This is a genomic window from Thioclava sp. F28-4 (genome assembly GCF_002020045.1).
Classification (GTDB): domain Bacteria; phylum Pseudomonadota; class Alphaproteobacteria; order Rhodobacterales; family Rhodobacteraceae; genus Thioclava; species Thioclava sediminum.
This window is the reverse complement of record NZ_MPZQ01000002.1, coordinates 1-24,910: the sequence shown is the minus strand read 5'-3', so window position 1 is coordinate 24,910 and position 24,910 is coordinate 1. Positions and strand designations below refer to the sequence as shown.

General features: G+C 59.5%; 24 protein-coding genes and 2 pseudogenes. 7 read left to right on the top strand and 19 right to left on the bottom strand.

Translation table 11 applies throughout. The features are described 5' to 3' along the window. The first annotated feature begins 233 nt into the window (after positions 1–233). Positions 234–2,396, top strand: coding sequence for a protein-disulfide reductase DsbD (locus tag BMI87_RS04855; RefSeq protein ID WP_078520066.1), 2,163 nt, complete (start codon positions 234–236; stop codon positions 2,394–2,396). Positions 2,397–2,601: 205 nt separating this feature from the next. Here BMI87_RS04855 and BMI87_RS04850 read toward each other — a convergent pair whose 3' ends face one another. Further along, positions 2,602–3,996: a cell wall metabolism sensor histidine kinase WalK gene (locus BMI87_RS04850; protein ID WP_210402189.1), complete on the bottom strand. Its 1,395-nt coding sequence runs from the start codon at positions 3,994–3,996 to the stop codon at positions 2,602–2,604. Next, positions 3,993–4,715 (bottom strand): response regulator, encoded by a 723-nt coding sequence (locus BMI87_RS04845; RefSeq protein ID WP_078520554.1) that lies wholly within the window; start codon positions 4,713–4,715, stop codon positions 3,993–3,995. The genes BMI87_RS04850 and BMI87_RS04845 overlap by 4 nt, the downstream gene beginning before the upstream one ends. A gap of 468 nt (positions 4,716–5,183) precedes the next feature. Between BMI87_RS04845 and BMI87_RS04840 the strand changes: the two genes are divergently transcribed. After that, entirely contained in the window at positions 5,184–5,561 is a 378-nt protein-coding gene (locus BMI87_RS04840; RefSeq protein ID WP_246832093.1) for a rhodanese-like domain-containing protein, read from the top strand. 15 nt (positions 5,562–5,576) lie between these two features. Further along, entirely contained in the window at positions 5,577–7,004 is a 1,428-nt protein-coding gene (locus BMI87_RS04835) for a multicopper oxidase family protein (protein ID WP_078520064.1), read from the top strand. A gap of 98 nt (positions 7,005–7,102) precedes the next feature. Here the strand turns inward: BMI87_RS04835 and BMI87_RS04830 are convergent. The 7 genes and pseudogenes from BMI87_RS04830 to BMI87_RS04800 all read right to left on the bottom strand — a co-directional run. Continuing rightward, a pseudogene (locus tag BMI87_RS04830) lies at positions 7,103–7,245 on the bottom strand (integrase core domain-containing protein); the annotation flags it as partial. A gap of 221 nt (positions 7,246–7,466) precedes the next feature. Then, positions 7,467–8,813, bottom strand: a complete 1,347-nt coding sequence (locus BMI87_RS04825; RefSeq protein ID WP_078520062.1) for an NAD(P)/FAD-dependent oxidoreductase — start codon at positions 8,811–8,813, stop codon at positions 7,467–7,469. 36 nt (positions 8,814–8,849) lie between these two features. Then, complete coding sequence (locus tag BMI87_RS04820; RefSeq protein WP_078520061.1) at positions 8,850–9,179, bottom strand: YnfA family protein; 330 nt, start codon at positions 9,177–9,179, stop codon at positions 8,850–8,852. Between the two features lie 34 nt (positions 9,180–9,213). Then, the gene (merA, locus tag BMI87_RS04815; RefSeq protein ID WP_078520060.1) at positions 9,214–10,629 is read right to left on the bottom strand and encodes a mercury(II) reductase; all 1,416 of its coding nucleotides are present in this window, start codon (positions 10,627–10,629) and stop codon (positions 9,214–9,216) included. A gap of 12 nt (positions 10,630–10,641) precedes the next feature. After that, positions 10,642–10,872: a mercury resistance system transport protein MerF gene (gene merF, locus BMI87_RS04810; protein ID WP_078520059.1), complete on the bottom strand. Its 231-nt coding sequence runs from the start codon at positions 10,870–10,872 to the stop codon at positions 10,642–10,644. Then, positions 10,869–11,165: a heavy-metal-associated domain-containing protein gene (locus BMI87_RS04805; RefSeq protein ID WP_078520058.1), complete on the bottom strand. Its 297-nt coding sequence runs from the start codon at positions 11,163–11,165 to the stop codon at positions 10,869–10,871. The genes merF and BMI87_RS04805 overlap by 4 nt, the downstream gene beginning before the upstream one ends. Positions 11,166–11,177: 12 nt before the next feature. After that, entirely contained in the window at positions 11,178–11,576 is a 399-nt protein-coding gene (locus BMI87_RS04800; RefSeq protein WP_078520057.1) for a mercuric transporter MerT family protein, read from the bottom strand. Positions 11,577–11,649: 73 nt separating this feature from the next. On the opposite strand from BMI87_RS04800, the gene BMI87_RS04795 reads away from it, so the two are divergent. Continuing rightward, positions 11,650–12,081, top strand: coding sequence for a helix-turn-helix domain-containing protein (locus BMI87_RS04795; protein ID WP_078520056.1), 432 nt, complete (start codon positions 11,650–11,652; stop codon positions 12,079–12,081). A 37-nt stretch (positions 12,082–12,118) separates the two neighbouring features. Here BMI87_RS04795 and BMI87_RS04790 read toward each other — a convergent pair whose 3' ends face one another. Then, the gene (locus tag BMI87_RS04790; protein ID WP_078520055.1) at positions 12,119–14,485 is read right to left on the bottom strand and encodes a hypothetical protein; all 2,367 of its coding nucleotides are present in this window, start codon (positions 14,483–14,485) and stop codon (positions 12,119–12,121) included. 229 nt (positions 14,486–14,714) lie between these two features. Between BMI87_RS04790 and BMI87_RS21980 the strand changes: the two genes are divergently transcribed. Next, positions 14,715–14,957: a hypothetical protein gene (locus tag BMI87_RS21980; protein WP_146681512.1), complete on the top strand. Its 243-nt coding sequence runs from the start codon at positions 14,715–14,717 to the stop codon at positions 14,955–14,957. On the opposite strand, the gene cyoE is transcribed toward BMI87_RS21980, so the two are convergent. From cyoE to BMI87_RS04765, 6 genes are read right to left on the bottom strand one after another with little or no spacing between them, the layout of a single operon-like run. Further along, on the bottom strand, positions 14,930–15,847 hold the full coding sequence (gene cyoE, locus BMI87_RS04785) for a heme o synthase (RefSeq protein WP_078520054.1): 918 nt from the start codon (positions 15,845–15,847) through the stop codon (positions 14,930–14,932). The genes BMI87_RS21980 and cyoE overlap by 28 nt on opposite strands. Beyond that, positions 15,844–16,020, bottom strand: a complete 177-nt coding sequence (locus BMI87_RS22475; RefSeq protein ID WP_168175164.1) for a hypothetical protein — start codon at positions 16,018–16,020, stop codon at positions 15,844–15,846. The genes cyoE and BMI87_RS22475 overlap by 4 nt, the downstream gene beginning before the upstream one ends. Before the next feature lie 13 nt (positions 16,021–16,033). After that, positions 16,034–16,591: a cytochrome c oxidase subunit 3 gene (locus BMI87_RS04780; protein ID WP_168175163.1), complete on the bottom strand. Its 558-nt coding sequence runs from the start codon at positions 16,589–16,591 to the stop codon at positions 16,034–16,036. Beyond that, positions 16,588–18,417, bottom strand: a complete 1,830-nt coding sequence (locus tag BMI87_RS04775; RefSeq protein ID WP_210402457.1) for a cbb3-type cytochrome c oxidase subunit I — start codon at positions 18,415–18,417, stop codon at positions 16,588–16,590. The genes BMI87_RS04780 and BMI87_RS04775 overlap by 4 nt, the downstream gene beginning before the upstream one ends. A gap of 27 nt (positions 18,418–18,444) precedes the next feature. Further along, positions 18,445–19,479: a cytochrome c oxidase subunit II gene (locus BMI87_RS04770; RefSeq protein ID WP_168175162.1), complete on the bottom strand. Its 1,035-nt coding sequence runs from the start codon at positions 19,477–19,479 to the stop codon at positions 18,445–18,447. Positions 19,480–19,490: 11 nt separating this feature from the next. Next, complete coding sequence (locus BMI87_RS04765; protein ID WP_078520051.1) at positions 19,491–20,123, bottom strand: hypothetical protein; 633 nt, start codon at positions 20,121–20,123, stop codon at positions 19,491–19,493. A gap of 138 nt (positions 20,124–20,261) precedes the next feature. Here BMI87_RS04765 and BMI87_RS04760 point away from each other — a divergent pair, with 138 nt between their 5' ends. Then, positions 20,262–21,875 (top strand): histidine kinase, encoded by a 1,614-nt coding sequence (locus tag BMI87_RS04760; protein ID WP_168174829.1) that lies wholly within the window; start codon positions 20,262–20,264, stop codon positions 21,873–21,875. 51 nt (positions 21,876–21,926) lie between these two features. Beyond that, positions 21,927–22,532 carry a response regulator transcription factor gene (locus tag BMI87_RS04755; protein ID WP_078520049.1) on the top strand — a complete coding sequence of 202 codons (606 nt, stop codon included), beginning with the start codon at positions 21,927–21,929 and terminating at the stop codon, positions 22,530–22,532. A gap of 177 nt (positions 22,533–22,709) precedes the next feature. Here BMI87_RS04755 and BMI87_RS04750 read toward each other — a convergent pair whose 3' ends face one another. The 3 genes and pseudogenes from BMI87_RS04750 to BMI87_RS22470 all read right to left on the bottom strand — a co-directional run. Further along, on the bottom strand, positions 22,710–23,540 hold the full coding sequence (locus BMI87_RS04750; protein WP_078520048.1) for an FTR1 family protein: 831 nt from the start codon (positions 23,538–23,540) through the stop codon (positions 22,710–22,712). A gap of 27 nt (positions 23,541–23,567) precedes the next feature. Beyond that, the gene (locus BMI87_RS04745; protein ID WP_078520047.1) at positions 23,568–23,909 is read right to left on the bottom strand and encodes a cupredoxin domain-containing protein; all 342 of its coding nucleotides are present in this window, start codon (positions 23,907–23,909) and stop codon (positions 23,568–23,570) included. Between the two features lie 455 nt (positions 23,910–24,364). Continuing rightward, positions 24,365–24,910, bottom strand: a pseudogene (locus tag BMI87_RS22470) (hypothetical protein); the annotation flags it as partial.

The following is a 24,910-nucleotide window of genomic DNA, read 5'->3' as shown; positions in this document are numbered from 1 at the left end:
CGGGACGTCTCATCGAATACTCGGGATGGCTCGAACCTCAACCATGGCGGGCAGTGATTTTTGTATCGAACTGTATCCTTGACCCAGAGGCAGAATAGCGAGCTAAACAAGTCTTGCCCACTTGACTGGAGGCCAGTTTCGCCAGGCTCGGAATCCAAATGGGTCGGTGAGCCGGTCCGCGAAAGTAGGTGAACGGAATTCGTGGCTAATCAAATGCCAGGGGAGACGATTTGATGAAGTTTAGATTCGCGCTGCATGGTTTCCTCTGGCTCGGCGCGATTGCAGTGGCCCAATTCGGCCTATTGATGCCGACAACAGCAACAGCCGCGAGTTCCTCTGCATATGAAGTTGCAGCCGTCGAGGCGCGGCTGATTTCGGCTCAAGACGCCGTGTCGGCAGAGGCTGAAACTCTTTCCGCCGGTCTGGAGCTCAATCTTGGCGATGGTTGGAAAACCTACTGGCGCTCTCCCGGAGAGGTAGGCGTTCCTCCGCAAATTGACTGGAGTGGATCTGAGAACGTTGCGAGCGTCGATTTCCTCTGGCCTGCACCGGAACGGTTTACTGCCTTCGGCATCGAGAATTTCGGCTATCATGAAGAGGTCGTCTTTCCGCTACAAGTCACTCTAGAGAACCCAGGGCAGCCTGTAGACCTCAAGGCCAACGTCAAGTTGCTGACCTGCTCGGAGGTGTGCGTCCCGCAGGACTTTGATTTGGTGCTCAGGTTGCCAAATGGAAGCGGAATTGATCAGGATTCGGCAGATCGCATCGGCACGTTTCTGGCGCGCGTTCCCGCCGAAGGGGATGCCGCAGGCATCGCCACCGCGAGGTCTCATATAAACGAAGATTTTACTCGCCTGACCATTGAGATTACGTCCAGCAGCGAGTTCCAGGCGCCGGATCTCTTTCCCGAAATCGGAAACGGAGGTGCGCTGGGAAAACCCGATATAAGAGTCGGAGGATCACGGACGCTTTGGGCGGAATTTCCCATTCTTGCTTATATGGCGGAGAAAGCTACACCTCTGTCAGTGACTGTTACCGATGGGCCAGAACGCGCCTTTACCGTTACGCCTGAACCTGTGACCGCCGCGCCAGTTCCTCCATTCGACGTTGCCCGAGTGATCCCAGGCGTCGATCAGTTGGTCTGGATTGCCCTTGTCGCATTTCTCGGCGGGCTGATCCTGAATGCTATGCCCTGCGTTCTTCCTGTCCTGTCTATAAAGCTTTCCTCAGCCATGAAATCCGAGGGTCGCAGTCGTGGTCAAGTGAGAGCAGGCTTCCTCGCCGCCGCAGCCGGAGTCATGGTCTTCATGTGGCTGCTTGCGACACTACTCTTCGCTTTGCAAAGGATCGGCGTTGCCGTCGGATGGGGGCTTCAATTCCAGAACCCAGTATTTCTGGTGCTGATGTTGCTTGTCCTCGGCCTGTTTACCGCGAACCTCTTCGGCTTCTTTGAAATTTCTCTGCCAGCGGCTCTGACAACTCGGTTAACGAGAGTTGGCGGCGGGGCCGGATACTGGGCTGATTTTGCCACCGGACTTTTCGGGGCTGTCATGGCAACTCCCTGCTCCGCACCGTTTCTGGGGACGGCTATCGCATTCGCTCTTGCGGGCCGTGCAATGGACATCGCTATGGTCTTCACCATGCTTGGGCTCGGCCTCGCCTCTCCATATATGCTCGTAGCTATTGCACCAGGTCTCGTTCGGTTCCTTCCGAAACCCGGCCGCTGGATGATCGCTTTGAAGACAGGCCTCGGTCTGCTCTTGATCGGCACCGCAGCATGGTTGTTTTATGTTCTCATCGGTGTAGCCGGTTGGCGCGCTGCGCTTGTCGTCGCTTCACTCGGAGCGGCGCTGGCTGTAGTGTCGGTATCTACATGGCTTTCAAGAAAACTGCGTTGGGCACTGGGGCTCACCCTTGCGGCACTAGCGATCGTGGCCGCGCCATCTTTGACCACGGGCCCTGAAATTGCCGGTCAAAGCGGGACAATCTCTTGGATCGCATTTGACCGTGGCGACATTGCCCGGCGGGTGTCGCGCGGAGAAGTCGTGTTCGTCGATGTGACCGCAGATTGGTGCCTGACCTGCAAAGCTAACAAGGCCCTCGTGTTGGAACGCGATCCAGTTCTCGCTGCCTTGAATGGGCCAGAGGTTTCTCCGATGCTCGCGGATTGGACGCGGCCGAACGAGGCGATCGCTCGATTTTTGGAAGCCAACAACAGATACGGCATTCCATTTAATGCGGTATATGGACCTTCCGCTCCCGAAGGGATTATTCTCTCGGAGATATTGTCCAGCGGTGCCGTCCTTACGGCGTTGCGAGATGCTGGTTCTTCCACAAATTCGGATGGCGATGGAAAGTATACTGAGCTGACGGGAGCGGCAGGAGCCCCGGACTGATGAGCGGCAACGCTCATCTCCATCACCACTTGTTTTGAGTTGGGGAGTCACTGTGCGATCCCTTTCGCGAGGATCTGTTCAAAACGCATGGCCATGTCGCCTGCCTCCGAAATTCTTTCAGCGCGGGATGCAGATGGGTTCTTTCATATGGCCCCGTGAGTGCCGCGGGCGCGTAGGAGCGGCTTCAGGCTTGCCTGCATCGTATCTAATCGAGCTGTGGCTTTGCTTTCGGCAGCCGAACTGTCGCGACGAGCCCCCCGCCGGGATGGTTCGCCAAGCTAATTTCACCTCCCTGTCCATGCAGAATTGACCGCGCGATCGACAGCCCCAACCCATGTCCGCCAGTTTCAAGAGAACGGCTTTCTTCAAGTCTGACAAACGGGTCAAAGACGCGCTCCAGATCGCTGGCTGGAATGCCCGGTCCTTTATCAGAGATCGTGATTTCGATGTCTTCACCGAGGACCTGCCACCCTACAGTCGCAGATCCGCCATACCTGACGGCATTTTCGATCACATTCCGCAATGCGCGACGTGTCGCGTTCGGGCGCAAGCGCACCCGGACAGTGGGACCGGCTGTTAAACCAAAAGACGCCACCATATCGGTTTGGAGAGTTTCGAGGAATGTCTGCAACTCAACTTCCTGCATCTCCTCGCTTCCCGAAAGCCCTTTCGCGAAGGTAAGAGTTGCCTCGACCATTGATTGCATTTCCTCGACGGTCGACACGAGGTTTTCACGTAACTCTTCTTCTTCAACCATTTCCGAGTGGACGCGCATGGCGGTCAACGGAGAGCGCAGATCATGCCCGAGCGCTGCAAGAACGCGCGTGCGGTCCGTCACGAACCGCGTCAGCCTTTCCTGCATTCGATTGAAGCCAGCGGTCAATTCTCGCACTTCCATGGGGCCTCTCTCTGGAAGCGCGTTCGCGTTCTCGCCACGTCCTAGACGGTCCGACGCTCTCACCAATCGCCTCAAGGGACCCAATAGGCCCGCCATTACAAACCAAGTAACCCCGACCAGAAGGGCCATCGCCGTAAGGCCGAACGTCAGAATTGAGTAGCGAGGCCATTGAATCGGTGGGCGTTCGAAGCGCGTGCTGACATTTAGCCATTGGCCACCGGCAATCGAGATCGAGAGGTTCATTTCGATTGCGGAGAGTTCGCCGCGCATCATGGCCAAGTGCATTTCCGTCATCTCGCGCGACAAATTCGGCAGTGGTAGGATAGCGCCTTGGATTTGGTGTAGCTCGACACGAATATCGCGACTGTAGCTTTCATTGAGAAGCCCGCGCACGCGTGCCTCAACCACCCCACCATCGGAATGATCCGTATGCTGAACGAGCGGCTTTGCAGTTAAGTCGAAGCGAACAAGTGGGGAGTTCGCCGCGCGGATAATCGACGGGCGCAAGTCTGCAGGCGCCTCTTCGATCAGGCGGGCGACGTTGGCAGCGCGTCCAGCAGCCTCAAATCCTAACGCCGCTCGAATGGCGAGGCTACGTTCATCTGCAAAAAGCCATAAGCTGATAAGCTGCGCTACGCCGAGCGCGGCGATGATCAGGAGCACGAGCTGGACTCTCAAAGACCGCATGAAGCGCCCGATCATCCGGAAACCTCTACGTCCACGGATAGGCAGTAGCCACCACCCCTAATCGTTTTTATGATACTGGGCCGGAGGATGTCGGGTTCTAGTTTGCGTCGAAGGCGAGAAATCTGGTTGTCAATTTTTCGATCCAACGGGCCGGCAGAAATACCTTGGGACAAATCAAGCAACTGGTCACGGCTCAACACCACCCGAGGTCGTTCTAGCAGGACCATCAGGAGCTTGAAGTCAGCGACCGTGAGGGCGGTCTCGTGTCCAGTCTTGTCAACGAGAACTTGCCGATCAACCTCCAAAGTAAGGTGTGCAAAGTGAACTTTCCGACCGCTCAAGTTTCCGGTGAAAACTTCCTGATTTTCGCTTCGTCGCAGGACCGCTTTGATCCTCGCAAGCAGCTCGCGGGGATTGAAGGGCTTCGGCAGATAATCGTCGGCACCGGTATCAAGGCCGGTAATTCGGTCCTCGTCATCTCCTAAGGCGGTCAACATGATGATCGGTAAGCGCCCTTTGTCCGATAAACGTTGGCAGACTGAGAGACCATCTTCGCCAGGCATCATGACATCCAGCACCAACAGGTCATAGTTGCCGAGAGCCAACTTCGTGTCCATCTCCTCCGCGTCTTTTGCAGCGGTCGCCCGCATACCGTTTTTCGTCAAATAACGAGTGACGCTTCTGCGGATTTGCTCGTGGTCATCTACGATAAGGATATGTGGAGCGTTCTGCATGGGTCTCATCAACTGTGCTAGCTCGACGTCTGGCATCTTTCTTGTAGCTAATGCTGTTAGCCTTAGTCCAATGCGACAAACGGATACAATTCCGCGACTGCACCTCGGAACGTTCAGATGTTTATACTTAGTCTGTCCCGCCATAGCCATTCTCGGAAGGAGCGCCGCTCTTGCTGACGGCCACCGTCATCGACCCACGGATCGCAAACTTTCTTCCACGGGTGGATTTGCATGGCCCGAGATTGGGCGCTGCGGCCCCAATTTCGCAGCCGGTTCTGGCGCAATGCTCTTAGATCATTTCTTCTGGCCGTTAGGAACAGAGCGAAGGCGCAAGCGCTAAGCGTAGAGGGCGTAAATGCACGAAATAAACTTTGGAGAAACAACATGCTAACCCGACGTGATACCTTGAGCATTTTCGCTTCGAGTGTCGTATTCGCATATGCGCCCGCTTGGGCGGAAACTCACGACATGTGGTCGCTCGAGGTTCTTCACGATGCATTGAACCGCGATTTGGCACGGCTTGTGGATATTCGCAGGCCAGACGAATGGACGGAAACCGGCGTCGCAAAAGGGGCTTGGCCAATTGATATGACCCATCCCCGGTTCGGGGAACGCCTCTTCGCGGCCCGCGATCTCGCGAAGGGACGCCCTGTCGCTTTGATTTGTCGGACCGGCCATCGTTCGGGTTTCGTCATGGGAAAGTTGCGTGAAGCGAATGCAACAGGTTTCGTTGACGCCGTAGGTGGGATGCTCGGCGCACCGGGCCTTCCTGGTTGGATCGAACAAGGTTTGCCCACCGTGTCGAAAGAAACCGCACTTTCTAACCTTCCCAAAGAACTCGCCTGAGAGACAATATAAACAATGATCGATCGTAGAGCATTCATCTCGGGCTTGGCGGGACTATCCTTCTCGGCTGCCCCGCTCGCTGCCGGCGCGCAGACAAAAGCCAGGAAATTGGCAATGCCGCCCTTAGTGGACGCAACGGGAGATCGGCGCTTCAGTCTGACTGCGCAGAAGGGCATGAGGGATTTCACCGGACTTGGGGCTGGTGAGACTTGGGGCTTCAACCAATCTTATTTGGGGCCAACACTTCGACTTTCTTCGCGGGCTTCGACGCAAGCGCGGATCGAAAACACACTACCCGAAGAAATCTCGGTTCACTGGCATGGCATGCTGATCCCCGGTCACGCTGACGGCGGTCCGCATCAGACGATTGCCTCTGGTGCGACGTGGGCTCCCGAACTGAATGTGATGCAACCCCCAGCCACGCTCTGGTATCATTCGCACGTTCACAGGGAGACCGGAAAGCAGGTTCAAAAAGGATTGGCTGGAGTTCTGCACGTAACGGACGGACAGGACGATGCGAAAGGCCTTCCATCGGAATATGGTATCGATGACCTTACATTGGTCCTGCAGGACAGGCGCTTCGACCGGCGCGGCCGCATCGACTACGGTCTGTCGATGCCAGACCAGATGATGGGCTTTATGGGCAATGTCATGCTGGTCAACGGTCAGATGGGCACCCATGCTGTCGTTCCGCGTGGCATTGTTCGCTTGCGTCTTCTCAACGGGTCCAATGCAAGGATCTATCCTTTGACCTTTGCGGATCGTCGCGAGATGCATCTCATTGCGACGGACAGTGGATATCTCGATCGTCCGGTCGCGATCGAGTCACTCGTGATCGCTCCCGGCGAGCGCTACGAGGTCCTTGTTGACTTTTCACGCGGAGAAGGGGGCACTTTGATGTCTGCGGCAAGCCCAAATCAAATGATGGGAGGGGCAGGGGCGGACTTCGAAGTGCTTCCATTTTCTGTGGATGGAACTCTTCCCGCACGCATCGCGAAAATCCCCACCGACCTAGGTGGGGATCTGCCAGCCGGGAAGAGCTCTTCCGGCGGTCGCCGCAAGATTACGCTCGATATGCCGATGGGGATGGGCATGATGATGCGCGGGCTCAATGACCGGTTCGGCATCAACGGCCGCGCCTTTGATATGAGGCGGATTGACCTATCGATTGCCAAAGGTTCAACGGAAATCTGGGAAGTCTCCTCAAGCATGATGATGCACCCGTTCCACGTTCATGGTGTGAGGTTTCAGGTTCTAACGGAAAACGGTCGAAACCCGAGCATTCAAAACACAGGTTGGAAGGACACAGTGCTTGTAAATGGTCGGGCCGAGATATTGATTGACTTCGACCAAGCCGCGGATCGTGGCACTCCGTTTATGTATCACTGTCATATCCTCGAGCACGAAGATGGTGGAATGATGGGGCAGTTCACTGTCACATGACTGCTAAAGCAGGGACATATGAGCTACTCCCTATCTCTTGGACAGTTTTCGGGAAGATTTAAGCTACTCTTTGCACCTGCTGATCGGGTCGGTTGATATCATTTCTCTGCCAACAGATCACCCGCCGGTGGCTTACCGCCCAGGGCTGAGTGAGGGCGCTGGTGGTTGTAGAAGGTCATCCATTTCCGGATGACCGCTTTGTCTCCGATCCGGTCTCCCAAGCATGCAGGTGGACGTATTCTCATCTCCGGTCTGAATACAAAGCCACCCGATTTGATGCCCCCCGCCACAGGCTTCCATGGCTACGACGCAGGGCAAAAGAATATCAAGAAAGTCCAGCAGCCGATGGCTGGCTCGTTCCGGGATTTGGGACACAGAGCCGGGAAACGATCTGTTTCCCGGCTCTCAACATTCTTATCGCGCCTTTCTGCGCCGAACCCTCCAGGCGAAGACGCGCAGGGCTCAGAACATCGACCCGATGTCGGATGCCCCCGTCGGGTAGGCAGCCGGCATGGCCTTAACCTGCGCAGCCGTCAGTCCCAGCTTGATCGCCAGTGAGAAGACGTTGATCAGTTCGGCGTAGTCGGGCCCGAACATGTGCGCGCCGAAGATCTTGCCGTCCTTAGCGGTGATTACCTTTGCGCCGGCATGGCTTTCACCCAAACGCTTCTGCGAGAACCAGCCAGAAGTGTCGGTGAGGCGCACCTCGACGTCCCCCCTCGCGCGCGCTTCTTCCTCGAGCATGCCGACCCGCGCCAGTTCGGGGATGGTGAAGACCACACTCGGCACACCGGTGTAATCGGGCTCTGTCCGCTTGTCCTTGAGCATGTTCGATGCCGCGATCTTGCCCTCGAAGACCGCTACCGGGGTCAGCGGCTTGCCGGGCGAGGCGGCGGCGTCGCCGGCCGCGAAGATGCGCGAGTTCGACGGCGATTGCAGCCATGGCGTGACTTTCACGCCGCCTTGCTCGGTCGCGATGCCTGCGGCGCCGAGCTCGAGATGGTCGACCGAGGGCACCCGCCCGGCACCATGCACGACAAGATCGGCCTCCATGGTGTCGGTGCCATCCGCCTTCCGGTAGACCACTCGGTGCGCCCCGTCCGCATTCTCGACACGCTCGATCGCGGCCTCGTCGATGATCTCGATCCCCGCGGAGCGGCTGCGATCAAGCAGCATGTCGACCAAGTCGGGATCGAACATCTTCAGCTGCCGCGCGCCACGGTCGAGGATCGTCACCTGAGCTCCGGCGCGTGCCGCGATATGCGCGAACTCGAAAGAGATGTAACCGCCGCCGACGAAGACGATCCGACGGGGCAATTCGGCGAGGTTCAGGAAGTCGGTGCTGTCGATCAGCTTCTCGGCGCCGGGGAACTCCAGAGGCCGTGGCTTGGCCCCCGTGGCGATCAGTGCGTGGCGGAAGGCGATCTCGCCCTGATCCTCGATCTCGATCCTGTCCTCGGCGGTGAAGCGGGTCCGACCGTGGAACGTCCGCACCCCAGCCTCCTTCAGCCCACTCTCCATGCTCTGGGGCACCGGATCGGTGAAGCTCTCCTTGTGCTTCATCAGGGCCGGCCAATCTATCCGGGTCTCGCCCGCGATGCCTTTGCCGGACAGTCGCTGCGCGGCCTCCATTGCCTCGGCTCCGGCGCGCAGCATCTTCTTAGGGTCGCATCCCCTGAGCGCGCAGGTGCCGCCGTAGGGGAGTTCGTCGACGACGGCGACGGACCAGCCGGCGTTGCTGCATTTCTTTGCGGCGGTGATCCCGGCCATGCCGGCACCGATGACGATCAGGTCGAGCTTGTCGGTCATCTTTGCTCCTTGTTCTTTCGTAGTGGCTGCGTGGGGTCAGACCGGCGCACGGGGCCCTGCGATAATGATGCCGGCGCCCAGAAGGCAGATGCTGACGCCGATCAGATCCCACCGATCCGGCCGGACGCCTTCGACCGCCCAGAGCCAGAACAGCGAGGCCGCGATATAGATGCCGCCATAGGCTGCGTAGGCTCGTCCGGCGGCGGCGCTGTCAGCCAGCGTCAGCAGGTAGGCAAACAGCGCGAGCGAAGCCATGCCCGGACCGACCCACCAGATCGGCTTGTCCAGCCGGAGCCAGACCCAGAAGGCGAAGCAACCGGCGATTTCGGCAAGTGCGGCGCCGATATAGGCGGCAAGGGTCGGCATGGGATTTTGGGTCTCCTGTCGTGGTCGAGGGTCGCTACCCCGCGCAGCAGCTGAGTGCACCGACGTCTTTCTCGAAAGTCTGGGCGGCAAGCTTCAGCCCCTCGACCGTCGTGAGATAGGGCATGATCGTGTCACCAAGCTCCTCGTAGGTGAACCCGGCCCTGAGGGCCATCGCGGCGGTCTGGATGCTGTCGGCGCCCTCAGGGGCGAGGATCTGCGCGCCCAGCAGCCGCTTGCTGCCCGCCTCCGCCACCAGCTTGATCAGCCCACGCGTATCGCGGGCCGCCAGTGCGCGCGGCACGGCGTCGAGCGGCAGAACCGAGGTGACGACCTCGTGCCCGGCGGCGCAGGCCTGCGCCTCGCTCAGGCCCACGCCCGCCACCTGCGGGTCGGAAAAGACCACCCAGGGCATCGTGCCATTGTCATAGGTGCGCGCCTCGTCCGCCACGGCGTTCCGGGCGGCGATCTTGGCGCCGTAGGCCGCCATGTAGACGAATTGATCGCGCCCGGTGACATCGCCCGCGGCCCAGACGTTCGGGTTGGCGGTGCGCATCTGCGGGTCGACGACGATCCCGCCCGGCGCATCGGTTTCGATCCCGGCGGCACCCAGGTTCAGCCCGTCGCTGTTCGGCATTCGCCCGGTGGCGAGCAGCAGGCGCTCGGCGCTGAAGGTCTCACCCTCGTTCCCGGTCAAACGCACGCCACCGCCGTGGCGCGCCACACTGTCGTAGCCGGAGACGCGCGCGAGGCGGATGCCCTCCCTGGCAAGGTAGATCTCCAGCGCCTCGGAGATCTCCGGCTCAGCCTCCGGAAGCACGCCTCTGCGGCTGACCAGCGTTACTGCGACGCCAGCCCGGACGAAAAGCTGCGCCAGTTCCACGCCGATGTAGCCCGCGCCGAGGACCAGCAGAGAGGAAGGTAGCGCGGTCATCTCCAGCGCCGAAGTGCTGTCGAGGGCGTCGACCTCCTCGATGCCTGGAATGGCCGGCACATGCGGCCGGGAGCCAGTCGCTAAGATGATCTTCGTCGCCGGAAAGGCGGCGCTGTTCACGGTCAGTCGGCCGTCGTCGTCGAAACGGGCGCGGCCCTCAATGTATTCTACATTCTCGTGCCGGGGCAGCACGTCGGCGTATTTCGCCGCGCGCAGCTCATCCACCAGCGCCTGCTTCTGTGCCACCGTCGCGGCCCACTCGGTCACGCGGGCCTCCCCCTCGATGCCGTTGAACCGGTTGGCCGCGCGCGCGTGGTGCAGGCCTTCGACCGCGCGGATCAGAGCTTTGGAGGGCACGCAGCCCACGTTGACGCATGTGCCACCAAGGGTTCCGTCACCGATCAGGGCGACCCGGGCCCCGGCCTCGGCAGCGGTGATTGCGGCCGAGAATCCGGCGGAGCCCGCGCCGATCACGGCAAGGTCATAGGCGCCGCCCTTGGAAGTGCAGCAATCTCTCATGTCAGTCTCTCTTCATCTGGTGCGTTGGCGCTGCCAGAGCGCGTAGAGGGTGATGCCGATGAACACCGCGAGCGCGGGCAGAAGCACGATGTCGAGCCAGCCCATCAGGGCCGAAAGTCCGACCGCGCCCAGCAGGATCACCAGGATCGGGGTGAAGCAGCACAGCGCGACGAGGACGGTGCCGATCAGCCCGTATTTCAGGAGGCGGTCATTTTTCTTGGAGGAGGTTTCGAGTTCGGTCACGACCCGCTCCCGTCGACCAAAGTCGCACCGTATCCGACGCCGGAGACGGTCGCGATCAGAGCGTCGGGGTCGGTGACGGAATCGTCGTAGTGCAGAACATAGATACCATCCTCGGCGTCGCCTTCGACGAACTCGGCGATCTCGACCGTGTCCACCCGCTTGAGCGCGGTCGCGACTATGTAGCTGCACGAGGGGCAGGTCAGCCCCGTGACGTGAAGCCGAGTCTGCGCTTCCTCAGCCAGGGCCACCGCGGGCACCACAAGCAGGATCGCAGCAAGCAGGATGCGTTTCATGAGAACTCCGTGTCAGAATGTCAGGACGAGGGGAGCGGCGTAGGGAAAGGCCAGAGCCAGGAGCACGACCGCCAGCGCTCCCCAGAGCAGCCCGCGCATCAGACGGCGATCCACGGGACGGGCGCAGGCACCGTCTCCGCAATCCTCGGTAGACACCGGGCGGTAGGCCTTCCAGAAGCCATAGCTGAGCGCCGCTGCCGCGAAGGAAAAGGTCACCCACTTGTAGGCGTAGAGCGCGGTGAGCTGCCCGATGAAGACCCCGGTAACGCCAAGGCTCACCAGAACAAGAGGCAGGATGCAGCAGGAGGTCATTGCCAGCGCGCCGAGCACCCCGGCGCCGGTCGCGGCCCATCCCGTCCTGTCGGGTCTTTCATCAGCCTTTCGCTCGGTCTCGATCGCTTCCGACGTCATCGCCTCATCCCGTTGTCTTTCATCGAGCTACAACGTAGGGTCTGTAGCAACTACAGGATCAAGGAGAAATCCAGTGCCAGACGATCACGCCAACGCGAGCGAGCTGAAGCGCTCCGATCTCGCCCGCCTGACCGGCTGCAATCTCGAGACGATCCGCTACTACGAGAGCGTCGGCCTGATGCCCGATCCGCCGCGCACCTCTTCGGGCCATCGCCGCTATGGCACAGCCCATGTGGAGCGGCTCAGCTTCGTGATGCGGGCCCGGGATCTCGGCTTCACCATGGAGGAAATCCGCGATCTGCTGGGCCTGGTCGATTGTGGAAGCCAAACCTGCGCCGAGGTCGAGCAGATGGGGCGCCACCATCTTGATGTGGTTCGCGCCAAGATTCGCGATCTTCAGGCGATCGAGGCTATCCTCGACGAGACCATTGCGTGCTGCACCGGCTCCGATACGCCTGAGTGTCCGCTGATCGACATCCTTCAGCAAGGACATACGGCGTCGTAAACGAGCTGGAGTCCCCACCGCATCGGGCAATCCGCAGCTATCGGGTCTCGAATTTCTTCCAAAGCGGCGTGCCGTGATACAGCCAGGGCCGGTAAAGGACGCGCCTCGGATCAGGCGCCTTCCGCGTTCGACCGTTCGCCTTTACCGAGTCTGCGCCCAGCCGCATTGCAGGCGTAAGCATCACCGGCGATGTTGTAGCGCGCTTGGGCACCTCGATCGTCTCATCGCTCCCGGGAACGCGAATTGCGGACATTCCCTCTTCGACCGGTGCCTCGCTGCCGGCGCTCGCGCCGGGGCCCTTGTATTGCCGCGGCTCGAACCAGTTGTAGTGGACCCTGTAGATGTTGAGGAATGCCATCAGAACAGCAGGATTGAAGACAGCCCCGTTGATGTAGGCCGGTCCGTTTCGCGACCCTTTGCCTCCAGCTCGTTTCGTTGGACTCGTTCGATGACGCAAGGAGGCCATAAAGGTGGAAACGGGCTGCACAGTGGCTCTCAGCGCTCGTCGCGCCAGCGCGGCCCTCAGGTCGGGATCGCTGATCTCTTGATCGAATGCGAGCTTCTTGAGCGGGTCGCGATATTTCTTCCGAAGAAGGGGGAATCCGACGATCTTCCGCGTTTCGCCGAAATACTCGGCCGGTGATCGTATCCAAATCTGCGGGAACTGGCGCGACTGGAAGTTCGCGATCGAATACGGGATTTTCACCCCGTTTCGCGCTTCTGTGAACGCCGTAGACATCCGTTCGGCACAGAACTGTTCCAAGAGATACCGGTCCGAGATTTCCTCGCCGAGAACCGCGCGGACCTTCTCTTTGTAACCCTCGAGGGCCTCTCTGAACCGCGCCATACGCTCCTTGCTTTTCGGCGCAGAGACCTCCTTGTCGAAAGAGATGACGAACCATTCGAACATGTCGTCATCGATCATGCCCCTGAAGACGTGCGGCACGACACGGACCATTGTCGCTTCCTGCTCACCGACAAGGGTGATCTTGCCCTTTGGCAGCATGTCCCGCAGGCACGCGAGGTGCGCGGCCTTCGTATAGGTCGGCTTCACCACACTTCCATTGAAGCTGCCTCGGAAGTCCCGGTCTGTGTCGTGAAACCCGAAATATCCCTGCCGGATCTGGTCCAACTGGAAGCGTTTGTCTTCGGCTTCGTTGAGTTTGTCCTGAATCTCCGGAGGAAGTGCGATGCCGGCATCCACTCTCTTTTCGTAGGCATTGTTCACGCGCTCGGAAAACACCCGCCAACGGCCCTCGGCGCTGGCAAAGAGCATGGCCTCGTCCAGCCGCCCACTGGGCCGCTGGAAGTGCATCTTGGGAACCGTGAAGCTGATGCCCGACTTCTGGGTGTAGGTCTGTCGAAGGTTGGTTGGCTGACCTGCGTCGTCGAGGTAGTGCTCCTCAATGAACTCGACGGGATCGACATTCGGATCGAAGTTCGCGTCGATCCGGAAAACATATCCGCTTCGAATATCCGCGGAGACAGAAAACTGGAGCGGTGTGAGCCGTCGATCGAGACGGCTCTCCCAGTTGACAGAGATCGTCACGTCATCGTGGGCGATCCTCGTGTGGCTGAAACGTTCCGACGCATCCTCTTTCTGCTTCCACTCCCTCAGCTTCGCTTGCTCGAAAGCCAGCAGGGTCTTCTCCAACCAGAAGATTCGACTGTAGAGGCGGCTGACGCCGATCTGTTTTCCGGTGTCGGGGTCGGCCAGCACACGGCGCATGGTTGTGATGCTGTCCCCGTTGACGATGCACCTCAGGATGCGGACGTTGTCGCGCAGTTGCTTCTGCGCTTGGTGATCCAGCGATACCGAGATCCGCGCGCCACGTTTACCTTTGCAGGGGCGGTGGATGATCCGGAACCCTGAGGGCTTCGCTCTTCGGCGATTGCCACCAGCCGCCAGTTTCCCGTGGGTGCCGTTGAAGATGAACTCGTCGGGGTTCGCGAGATACCGCGCGCCGCATGCGCCGCATACCGGCCCCATGAGGCTGCCGCCTGCGAAGAGCAGTCGATAATACTCTTCCAGGAAGTGCTCGTTCGACAGGATCGTGAAGCTGATGTCGCAGACGCCGTTTCCGCGCTGATGACCGCACTCCATGGATCGGCCGTCGTCCCAACCGACCGGATCACCGTCGTATTCGAAGACCTCCGAAATACGGGGATGATGATCGTCGCTCGACATGGTGTAGGAGCCGAGCCCGGTCGTCAGGGCCGGAATGCTCGCCGCGGCCGCCTGCTGGCGCTGTGCAGCGTTTTTTCCTTTGAACACCGGGATCGTGAAGTCCGGTGCAACACCGAAGTTGCCGCAGTCTGGGTCGCCGCATGTATTGAGGTTGAAATCTGCCAACACGGCAGGATAGACTTCCGGTAGGTTCAGCTGTTGAAGCTTCTTGACCATTCGGCCTCCGATCTTTCGGTATTGATCTGTCAAGAAGGCCTCCAGGACCGAACGAGATGTTGGCCATTTTTCCTGCCAACGAAATCCCAAAGCGATTTTTCTGCTTACTGTTGCGTCGGGACAATTCTCCCGCTGCTCGTGTAAACGGCGTGTAAAAATATGTTCATAAAATCAAACGGCTACCGAGACATTTCTCGGCAGCCGTTGCAGTTGTGTCCCAGAACCCGGAATGAGCCAGCCGATGGCGCTGGAGCCATTTATGAAATACGACCGCTCCCGTCTCGTCCTGCCCGGCAAGACTCCAAACGGGTTTGCACAGATCAAATCCCAGAACCTTGATGTTTTTGAAATACTCTTCCTTCCACCTATGCCCGCAACGATCGCAGCGGGTTGGTGGGAAGGCGGTTCATCCCATTATATCAGTCGCGGTCCTGTCTCACAGCCTCAGGATAAAAGAGCCGCCATGAGATAGCTGTCGATGACAAGCGCTCCGAACAGCAGGAGGATGTAGGTGATCGAGAAGCGGAAAGTTCGCATCGGCCAGCTCGGGTCGGGCGAAACAAGCATCGCTATTGAATAAAACAGAAACATGCCGCCGAGCGTCAGCGCAGCTGCGGGATAAATGAAGCCGGTCAAACCAATCAATGCTGGCACCAGCGTCACCGCGACCATCAGGGTAGTGTAGAACAGCACCTGCCAGCGCGTGTGAACCTCACCATGGGTAACCGGCAGCATCGGCACTTCGGCGCGGCGGTAGTCCTCGATGCGGTGGATCGCGAGAGGCCAGAAATGGGGGGGTGTCCAAACGAAGATGATCATCACCAGCAGAACCGGAAGCGCTTCGATTCGGCCGGTCACGGCCGTCCAGCCCAGAAGCGGCGGAGCCGCACCGGCGAGACCGCCGATCACGATGTTCTGCGACGTCGCGCGTTTGAGAAACCCCGTATAGATGACCGCGTAGCCGATGAGCGAGGCGAACGTCAGCCCGGCAGTCAGTGGATTGATCAAAGTGTAGAGGAGGATCAGACCGGCTGTGCCCAGAGCCAGCGCGAATACCAGCGCGTGGCCCGGAGAAATTAGCCCTGTCGGGATCGGGCGCCGGCGCGTGCGCGCCATGCGTGCGTCGAGGCGTTGATCGATCAGATGGTTAATTGCCGCCGCCGATCCTGCCGCCATGGCGATGCCGAGATTGCCCAGAACAAGCGCCCGGATCGGTAGAGCCAACGGATCGGCCAGAAGCTCGCCCACCAATGCCGTGAAGATCATCACCATCACGACCTTCGGTTTGCACAACTCCAAATAGGCTCTCGCCAGTTCGGAGACGGGCGTGCGCGGCGCTTCAATATGGGGCAAGCGGATCATACCGACGTCTCATCACGGGGCTCGCCCGGGTCGGGCAGGTCGCGGGTTTCACGCTTCAAGGCGCGCCAGAACCAGACGATCAGAACTGTGTAGACGACGACCGAAACCGTGAACCAGAACAACCACCACAGGATCGGTTCGCCAGGACTTTCAGGAACATTGAGGTTTAACATATCGGACCTCCGCTCAGTAGATGAAGAAAACGGCATAGAGTATCAGCCAGGTCATCACGACGAAGGTCCAGAACATCGCTGCCGCCTCGACCTGCCAGTGATTGCCTGCGGTGAAGGCCCGGCGCCCGTCGGCTCCCGCGATTACGGCCAGCCCAATCAGACCAAGCAAGATATGCAGGGCATGATAGCCTGTGCTCATGACGTAATTTTCGCCAAAACGACTGCCGACCGCCACTTGGAGGGTCGACCAGTCGTAGACGATCAGGGCCAAGGCGATGAGCCCCAGAAGCACGGAGAGCCACAGCCAGGAGGCACCGCTAGAGCCCTTTTGCACCCGGCCGAGGCCAAGAGCGAGCGGCGCGAGGCTGATCACGAGAAGCACCGTTACCGCAAGTCCGAGCGGGGTGTTCAGTGTGTCGGGGTGCCCGGTGCCCGCCAGCAGAAAGCGCGTTGAAAACAGAGTGACGAAGATCATCGCTTCGCCAATGATCACGAGAAAGAAAGAACCTCGATACATTCGTCGTTGGCGTTCGCTCAGATCCTTCGGGACATTGATGCTTGCGGTGCTCATGTCTGATCTCCCGCGCCGTAGTTGTAGAAATGGTCCATAACGAGGGGCTCTCGCACGAAATTGCCGTGCGGAGGCGGCGAACTGGTCTGCCATTCGAGCGTCTTGCCGCCCCAGGGATTGTCGCCTGCAGGTTCGCCGCTGATCGCACTGACGAGCAGGTTCAGAAGTGCGATCCCGAAGGCGAGCCCCAAGAGGAAGGCCCAGATCGAGACCCATTCGTTGATATTGCCGAGATAGGGCATGTATTCCGCGACCCGCCGGTTCATGCCATCAAAGCCGGCCACGAACATGCCGAGGAATGTCAGGTTGAACCCGAAGAACACCAGCCAAGCCGACAGCTTGCCCCAGCCCTCATTATACATCCGCCCCGAGAATTTCGGGAACCAATAGTAGAGGCCAGCAAGCCACGCGAAGACCATGCCTCCGATGATCGTGTAGTGGAAATGGGCCACGACGAAGTAGGTGTTGTGGAGCTGGAAATCCGCTGGCACGTCGGAGAGGAATACGCCTGTGAAGCCGCCGATGAGGAAATTGAACACGCTCATGAGGGCGAACAGCATCGGCGTGCGTAACCGAAGTCGTCCCTTCCAGAGCGTCCCCAGCGCGGCGATATACATGAAGCCGGTTGGGATCGAGATCAACTCCGTCGTCGTCATGAACGGGACCAGACGATTGTCCGCGACGGTGGTGAACATGTGGTGAGTCCAGACGTAGCTGGACAGCACCGTCACCCCGATCATTCCGGCGACGGCCCATCCGTAGCCGAAGAGGCGTTTGCGCGCGAAAACGGGAATGATTTCGAGCCACAATCCCCAGGCGGGGAGCATGATGATGTAGACCTCCGGATGACCGAAGAGCCAGAACAAGTCCTGCCAAAGAACCGGGAGGCCTTCGCTGTCGAAGAAATGGGTCTCAAGCGTGCGATCGGCGAGACCGAAGATCATCCCCGTTCCGATCACCGGCACCCAAAGCAGGTTCAGCACCGAGGTCACGAACATTCCCCAGACGAACATCGGCAAGCGGCCGAGGCCAAGTCCCGGGGCGCGCATGTAGAGCGTCGTGGATATGACGTTGATCGCGGTGAAGAGAGACGACAGTCCGAGCGCGAAGACACCGAGATAATAGAGATCTTGTCCAACCGCATCCTCGGCCGCGAGGGGCGAATATCCTGTCCAGCCTGTCTGGAAACCGCCTGCAAGGGGGCTCAGAAGGATCGCCATCACGCCCGGCACGAGGAACCACCAGCTCAGCCCGTTGAGGCGTGGAAATGTCATGTCGTCAGCGCCTACCATGACGGGGACGAAATAATTCCCGAAGCCGCCGACGATAGCCACGACGGACACCGCGAAAAGCATCAGACTGCCATGCACGCCAAATGCTTCGTTATAGGCCTGAGATGTCTGAAAAACGTCGAGATTTGGAGTTAGAAGCTCGAGCCGCATCATCATCGCCGCCAGCCCGGCAGCAAGGAACGTTAGGATTGCCGTGATCTGGTATTGCATCCCGATGATCTTGTGATCGGTGTGAAAGCGCAAAAAACGGCCGATCCCGTGCCCTTCGTCCCAGGCCGGCGCATTTCTGAACCAAGGCCGGATGCAGGCCTCGAATGCACCGCCGCCGAGGATCCAGCCAGCCGTGCCCGCGAAGAAAGCCGAAACCACCGGCCACTCCCCTGCCAGCCGGTCGTTCAGGAGGACCGCAACGAGCCAGTCGGCCCCCAGAACCCCGATCGCGGCCCATAATGCAGCCCGCAACATCGGCGCCGCATGATGCAGCCAGCCATGCCGCTTCTCTTTCGTCTCCATCGTTCCGGAATGATCGCTCATCGGCGTCCTCCTATCGCTCCCCCGGCATCAATTCCCTGAGCCGTTGCTGTCCATATTGGGCATCTGCATGTCAGTGTTCGATTGGCTGGAGGGCATGTTCATACTCCCCGATCCGCCAGAGCCTTCACTGCTCATATCCATGCTGCCGACACCCTGATCCTGCATCGACGCGCTGCCGGACTGGCCCGAACCGTTCATGTTCATGTTTCCGGACGCGTTGTCCTGCATTTGCATTCCGCCGGATTGGTCAGAACCACCGCCGCCCATATTCATGCCGCTCATCGAGCCGGCTTCTTGCTTCGCTGCGTCTTGCTGCTTGGCGACCCAAGTGTCGAAATCTGCGGCGGACACCACGCGCAGCTCGCTGCGCATCACCGGGTGGCCGGCGCCGCAGATTTGGGCGCATTGAATGCGCATGGTCGGATCGCTCAAAGTGTCCATGATCTTGGTCGGGGTCACGACGAGGTCGCGTGTCTCACCGGGGATTACAGCCTTTTTGATGCCCCAGGCAGGCGCCCAGAAAGAGTGCATCACGTCCTTGGACTGAAGGATGAAATGGATCGGTCGGTCGAGCGGAACAATTAACTTGTCGACGGTCTCGATACCTTCGTCCGGGTAGCTGAAGTCCCATTCCCACTGCTTTGCGGTAACCTTCACCGTGAGGGCGTTTTGGGCAACCGCCGCGCGTGCGCTCGACCACAGAGTTTCGAGCCCATAGACGCCGGGATAGATAATGAAGATCACATTCAGCAGGGCGCTCAGGCCGACCCAAGCCGCGATGAAGAGGCCATTGGTGGCGAATTGCGCCTCGGCTGGCTTCTCGTCGTCCTGTGGCACCCGGAACCGGATTGCCGAATACCCAATGATTAGAGTGACGATCACGAAGACCGGCACCGTCGCACGCATCAGGAAGAATATCGCCTCGCCGGTGACAGCGCCTTGCGTTGAGGCAATCAGGGGCCAATGTTCCACGGCCACTTGCACGAGCCATTCACCAAGCGCGCTGAAAACGACCCAAAGAGCGCTCAGCCAGAGGATGTGATTGCGGGTTTCACGGTCCATAGCCCTTCCCCTCACGCTTTCGGCTTGTCGTGGACGACGTCGATAGTGCCGCGCATGCCGTTCACGAAATGCTGGCCTGATTGTTGGAAGCAGCCGTAGGTCCATTGCCCGGGCTTGTCCGGCACCTTGAAGGAAATCGTCAGCTGCCCTGCGGCATCGAGCAGAGGCATAAAGCCCGACATCTCTTCCATCGGCCCCATCGGTCCTTTGCGAAGAACGTCTTTCACTGGCACGCCGCTCAAGTGCGCTGCGCCCCCCATGAACATGACCAGGTCGTGTCCGCTGACCACCTTGACGTCTACATCCTTAAAAAAGGGCACATGAAAACCGTCTACGTGACGCGGTCCGAAGACCGTATCTTTTAGGTTCGGTCCACGACCGACCATCCATTCGTGTCCTTTTCTGGGATGCGCTTCGGAGTCGTTTACGAGCGTTACGGTCACGGTTTCGCCCACGTGCCAAACCATATGCGCAGGCTCGAATGCGTAATCGAGCATATGAATCGTGAAATGCGTCCGGTCGGCAGGTCGGGCATTATCGGCCCAGACCAACATGCTGCCAGTCAGCACAGCCAGCACCACGGCTCCGGACAGGACCGACCAACCGCTGACGCTTTTCATTTCCCCTTTGAATTCGTTTTTCACCTTGCGACCTCCCCCTTTCGCTGGTGATTTCCTAAAAGGGTAACCGGCAAATTTTTGCCGAATAGCCACGCGATGGAGGACAGCTGTCCCCGGTTTGGAGGACAGCAGATCGACACACGCGTGGAAGGGAGGAGCGCGATGCCAACCGTCGATAGAGCGTCATCGGGGTTTCTGACGGCTTTCAGATGGCCTCTGATCGCCTTTTCGGCGATCCTCGGCCTCACACCGCACATCCTGTTGCTCAATCACACGACAGAGCAACGACTTACGATGATCATCATTATGCATGCGGCCATCGTGCCGACATTGACGGCGATCGTTTTACGGCTCCTCGAGCGGCGGGCAATGACACTCGAGGCGGCGAATGCCGAGCTTCGCCGCACGGCTTTGGATTTGGAGCGCAAGAACCGCCAGCATGAGGCATTGAGCGGAGCTGTTCGTCTGCTCGCCGCAGCACCTTCCGTCGCCGACATTCTCAACCCGCTTGCGGAGCTTTCCCGTGAAGCCCTTAGGGCCGATCGATTGCGCTTGATCTGGACTCCGCCAGGCGTCCGACCCGAAGTGGTCGTTGTCGGACGCTCGTTCGGTCGTGATATGGCCGCAGATGGCTCAGAGCGCGTCTTTACACTGCACGAAGGCGATACGGATTTGGGGAGGATCGCAGTTTCCACCGAGGATTGGGACAGCTTTGATGAAACCAGTCTTTCCATCCTCTCAGCGGAGCTCCGGCTTCGCTGGCGTCTCAGGCAGGTCGAGGCCAACGCACTTTCCGCGCTTGACCCGGGGCATGAGCGCTTTTCCGATATAGGTCCGCGCCAGACCCATCGTTTGTTACGGGTGATGTGCGATGCTGCCGAAGCCGACGGGGCGAGCCTTTATCTGCGCCACGCGGACACATGGCAGTTACAGGCAACGGAGGGCCGCACACATCCTGTGAGCGATGAAGTCTTTACCCGCCCAATTGGCGTCTGGTCCTTCGAAGACGGGGCGACGGTATGTGTCAAAGGCACGCAAGATGGCGCGCTGCTGCTCCAATCTGCGGGCGGGAGAAAGATCGACACCGCGACTCTGGACCCGCCATTGGTCCAGATGATTGCTGGTCACAGTGCGACTCTCACGCGTATCGTCGAAGGGTATCAGCAGGCTCTATGGGCTGAGCGTCAGCGCATCGCGCGTGAGTTGCACGACGAGGTTTGCCAATCGATCGCGTCGGTTCACATGCAGCTTGGTCATCTCGAAACACTGATCTCCGAGGGGCGCCCCACCGCGGTCGATCGCTGCCATCAACTGCGCGAAGCCGCGCTTGATGCCTACGAGGCCACGCGTTTGGCGGTGGATGGCTTTCGCCGGAAACCGGAAAATGCCGAGGTCGCAACGGACTTCCTCGAGGGGATTGCGAGAGCGACCAGCGAGACCCGTGGTATCGAGCTTGCGTTTCACGCCGGACCGATCGACCTCGAGCCGGAAACCGCATGGCAACTTGGGCGCATTCTTCAGGAGGCTATCGCCAACGCGGTGCGACACGGCAGAGCCCGGACGGTCACCGTCTCACTCAACAAGGCCGACGACGAACTCGTGCTGACGGTTCTTGATGACGGCACATTCCGCGATCCTGCGTCTGGGAGCACATCTTCGAGTGGTCATCACGGCCTGAAGATAATGGCCGAGAGGGTCGAAGAGTTGCACGGCTGGTTTTCAGTTTCGCATGACGATGCGGGAACCGAAGTGCAGGTGAAGCTGCCATCGATCTGATTTTGAATGCTTTATGTTTGATGTTAACTTGAAAACGGGGCGGTTCTAGAAATGCGCATAATCATCGTCGATGATCATCCGATCTTCCGGAGCGGGCTACGGCGCGTGTTAGAAGACTATGGTCACAGCGTTGTGGCGGAATGCGCAGACGGTGAAAGCGGTGTCGCGTCGGCACGGGATTTGACGCCCGATATCGTTCTCATGGATCTGCATATGCCCGAAGGTGATGGCATCGAAGCACTGAAAGCGCTCGGTGGAGACCCGCCGGTCTTGATGTTGACCGTGTCCGAGGACGCTTCAGACATGGAGGCCGCGATGGCTGCTGGCGCTGGCGGATATGTTCTGAAAAACGCGCAACCGACCGACCTGGTGAAGATGCTTGAGGCGGTCGCGCATGGCTACCGGGTTTACCCCGAGACCAATACCGCTCGACCTGACAGTGATGTCATGCTGAGCGATCGGCAACGCAATGTGCTCGACGGGCTGCTTCGGGGCCGGACACACAAGGAAATCGCGAAGATGCTCGGGATTTCCCAGTTCACTGTGAGGACATATCAGGAGCGCTTGATGGAGAAATTCGGGGTTGCCAGTCGGGCAGAATTGATTGTCTGCGCGTCTGGCGGGCACCTCCCAAAAGATGAGGGCTCAAGCCAATAAAACTAGGTGCTTTCTTGTCAGCTGAACTCATCCCCGATGATCGATAGAACGACACCTTGAATAGAGGGCGTTTTCTATGTGCCTCCTCTTGGGTTTGGCTAGCGCAAGAGAGAAAGACGACCCCGGCGCGGGAATAATCCCGGCCGGGGCAAAAAAATTGAATTGTAAGGACGAGCCTCAGGCCAGACGGGCCTGCAGGCTGCGGCTCTGCCAGCGCAGGATGCCTGCGACCGTGGCCCAGTAGACGATCCAGCCGCCCAGCGTCGCAGCGTCCGGCGCGGCGCGATAGCCAGTCAGCGCCGAGATCAGCCCGCCAAGACGGCCGCCGTCATCGAGCACCGCGCTCATATCCCAGAGCGGCGCGCCGAAGGGCAGGATGCCTGCCGAGACGAGATCATCGACACCGGTGGTGAAAAGCGCCGCGCCCAGAAGCAGCAGCATGACCTCGGACACACGGAAGAAGCCACGCCACGGCATGAAACGCGCCCCGGCCCGCAGCGCCGCATAGCTTGCCCCCGCGGCAGCCACGCCCACGGCGATCGAGGCGAGAACCCCTGCCATCTCGCTCTGCTTCGCCGCCGCGAGCGAGCCGTAGAGGAAGACAACCGTTTCCGAGCCTTCGCGTGCCACCGCCGCCATCGCGAGGATGAAGACCGCCCACCAGCTTTGGCGTATCGCGGCAGCTTTCAGCCCGGCCTCGAGGTCGCGTTTCAGCGTGCGGCCATGGCCGCGCATCCAGACCACCATCTGCACGATCAGCCCGGCCGCGACGAAGACCATCACCGTCATCAGGTCCTGCCGGACATCCGCCGACAGAAGCTTCGAGAAGCCCAACAGCGTCAGCGCAAAGGTCAGCGCCAGCGCGAGCCCCGTCAGCACGCCGCCCCAAAGAAAGCGCGCCGCTCGACGTCCGGCGCCTTCATGCGCGAGCCAACCTGCGAGAATGCCGATGACGAGAAGCGCCTCGACGCTTTCGCGCCACAGGATGAAGATGATCTGTCCGTCCATGACATTCTCCTGCGGGTGGAAGATGGATTATTTGACGACGATCGTGCCCTTGGCGGTGTCGAGATCCTCGTGGAATTCCTCGACGAAGGGGTAGTTGCCAGCAGGTAGTGCCGGAAGGTCGATCGTCTCGGTCTGGCCCGGCGCGATGATCTTCTCGATACGCAGGCGCTTGCTCTCGAATTCCGCTGCAGTCTTGCCGGTATTGGAAACGGTGAGCGTCACCCCGGTGTCTGCTGGCAGGTCGATCGTTTGCGGAGCGATGACCCCGTCTGTCAGGGTGATCGTGGGAACGGCCTCATCTGCCACGGCAAGGGCCGGCGCATAGGCCAGCACGATGAACGCGGGAATGATGCGTGAAATACGGGTCATGATGTTCCTGCTTGTCTGTTCGTCCGTCGAATAACCGACAAAAATACTTGGGTCAATAATGCCCGATAAAAATGCTAAGCTGTTTCGCCCGCAAATGGGCGCTCGACGCTGAACGGGCCGTGTCTGGCTTTCTCATTGGCGGAACCTCGCCACGGAGCTTCATGCGCTTCGGCCTGCCCAGAAAAATCCCTCTGGAAAGTATTTTGTAGGTCCCGGAGTGAACGTCGCTCTTCGCGTCTGGTAGGTCACACACAGAACCCTCCCCGTGGAAAGAGTTTCACTGTGGACGATAATGGGGTGAGCTTTTCCGAGCTAGCCACAAATGATGATCTTCGAGCACTAGCTAGGGCCCCGTAAGGACCGGCATGCACGTAACTACTTTAGGGGATAGCGCTCTGACGCAACTAGAGAAAAGTGGCATAGGTGGTGTTTGAAGCAGCTGGCATCCGCGGCGGCTAAAGCGTGATCGTATCCCGCTCGAACACCGCACCATAGTCCTCCCCATCCGGGCTGAAGGGGGCAATTCCTCGTTTCGCCAGCTCGTGGCGGAGGGCCTGCCAGTTCATACCATGCTCCACGGCGAGGTCGCGTAAAGTGATGAACCTAGCATAGAAGGCCTCGATGTCCTCGGTCGACAGGAAACGTTGTTTCGCTCCTGTTTTCGGATTTCGGCCTTCCGTTGACGGGATGTGCCCCATGCGCACGAGCCGGCGTAGGTAGACGTCCTTGAGCCCGCATTGCTTTGCGAAAACCTGAATGCTGATCCCGGGTGTAGTGGGGCGATCGAGCAACCTTTCGACTTCATCGAGCGTCACCAGAATCGCAGCGAACCCGTCGCGGCTTACGTGTTTGCCAACTCGATGAAGCCTTCTCTCTTCGATAAGGCGAATGATGGTGCCAGGAGAAACCTTCAGGCGGATAGCCGCATCCGACAGGTAAGCCCAGCTGTGCATCGGGACATAGACAGGCTCCGCTCCTTGCAGGAGACCGTCGATAAAACT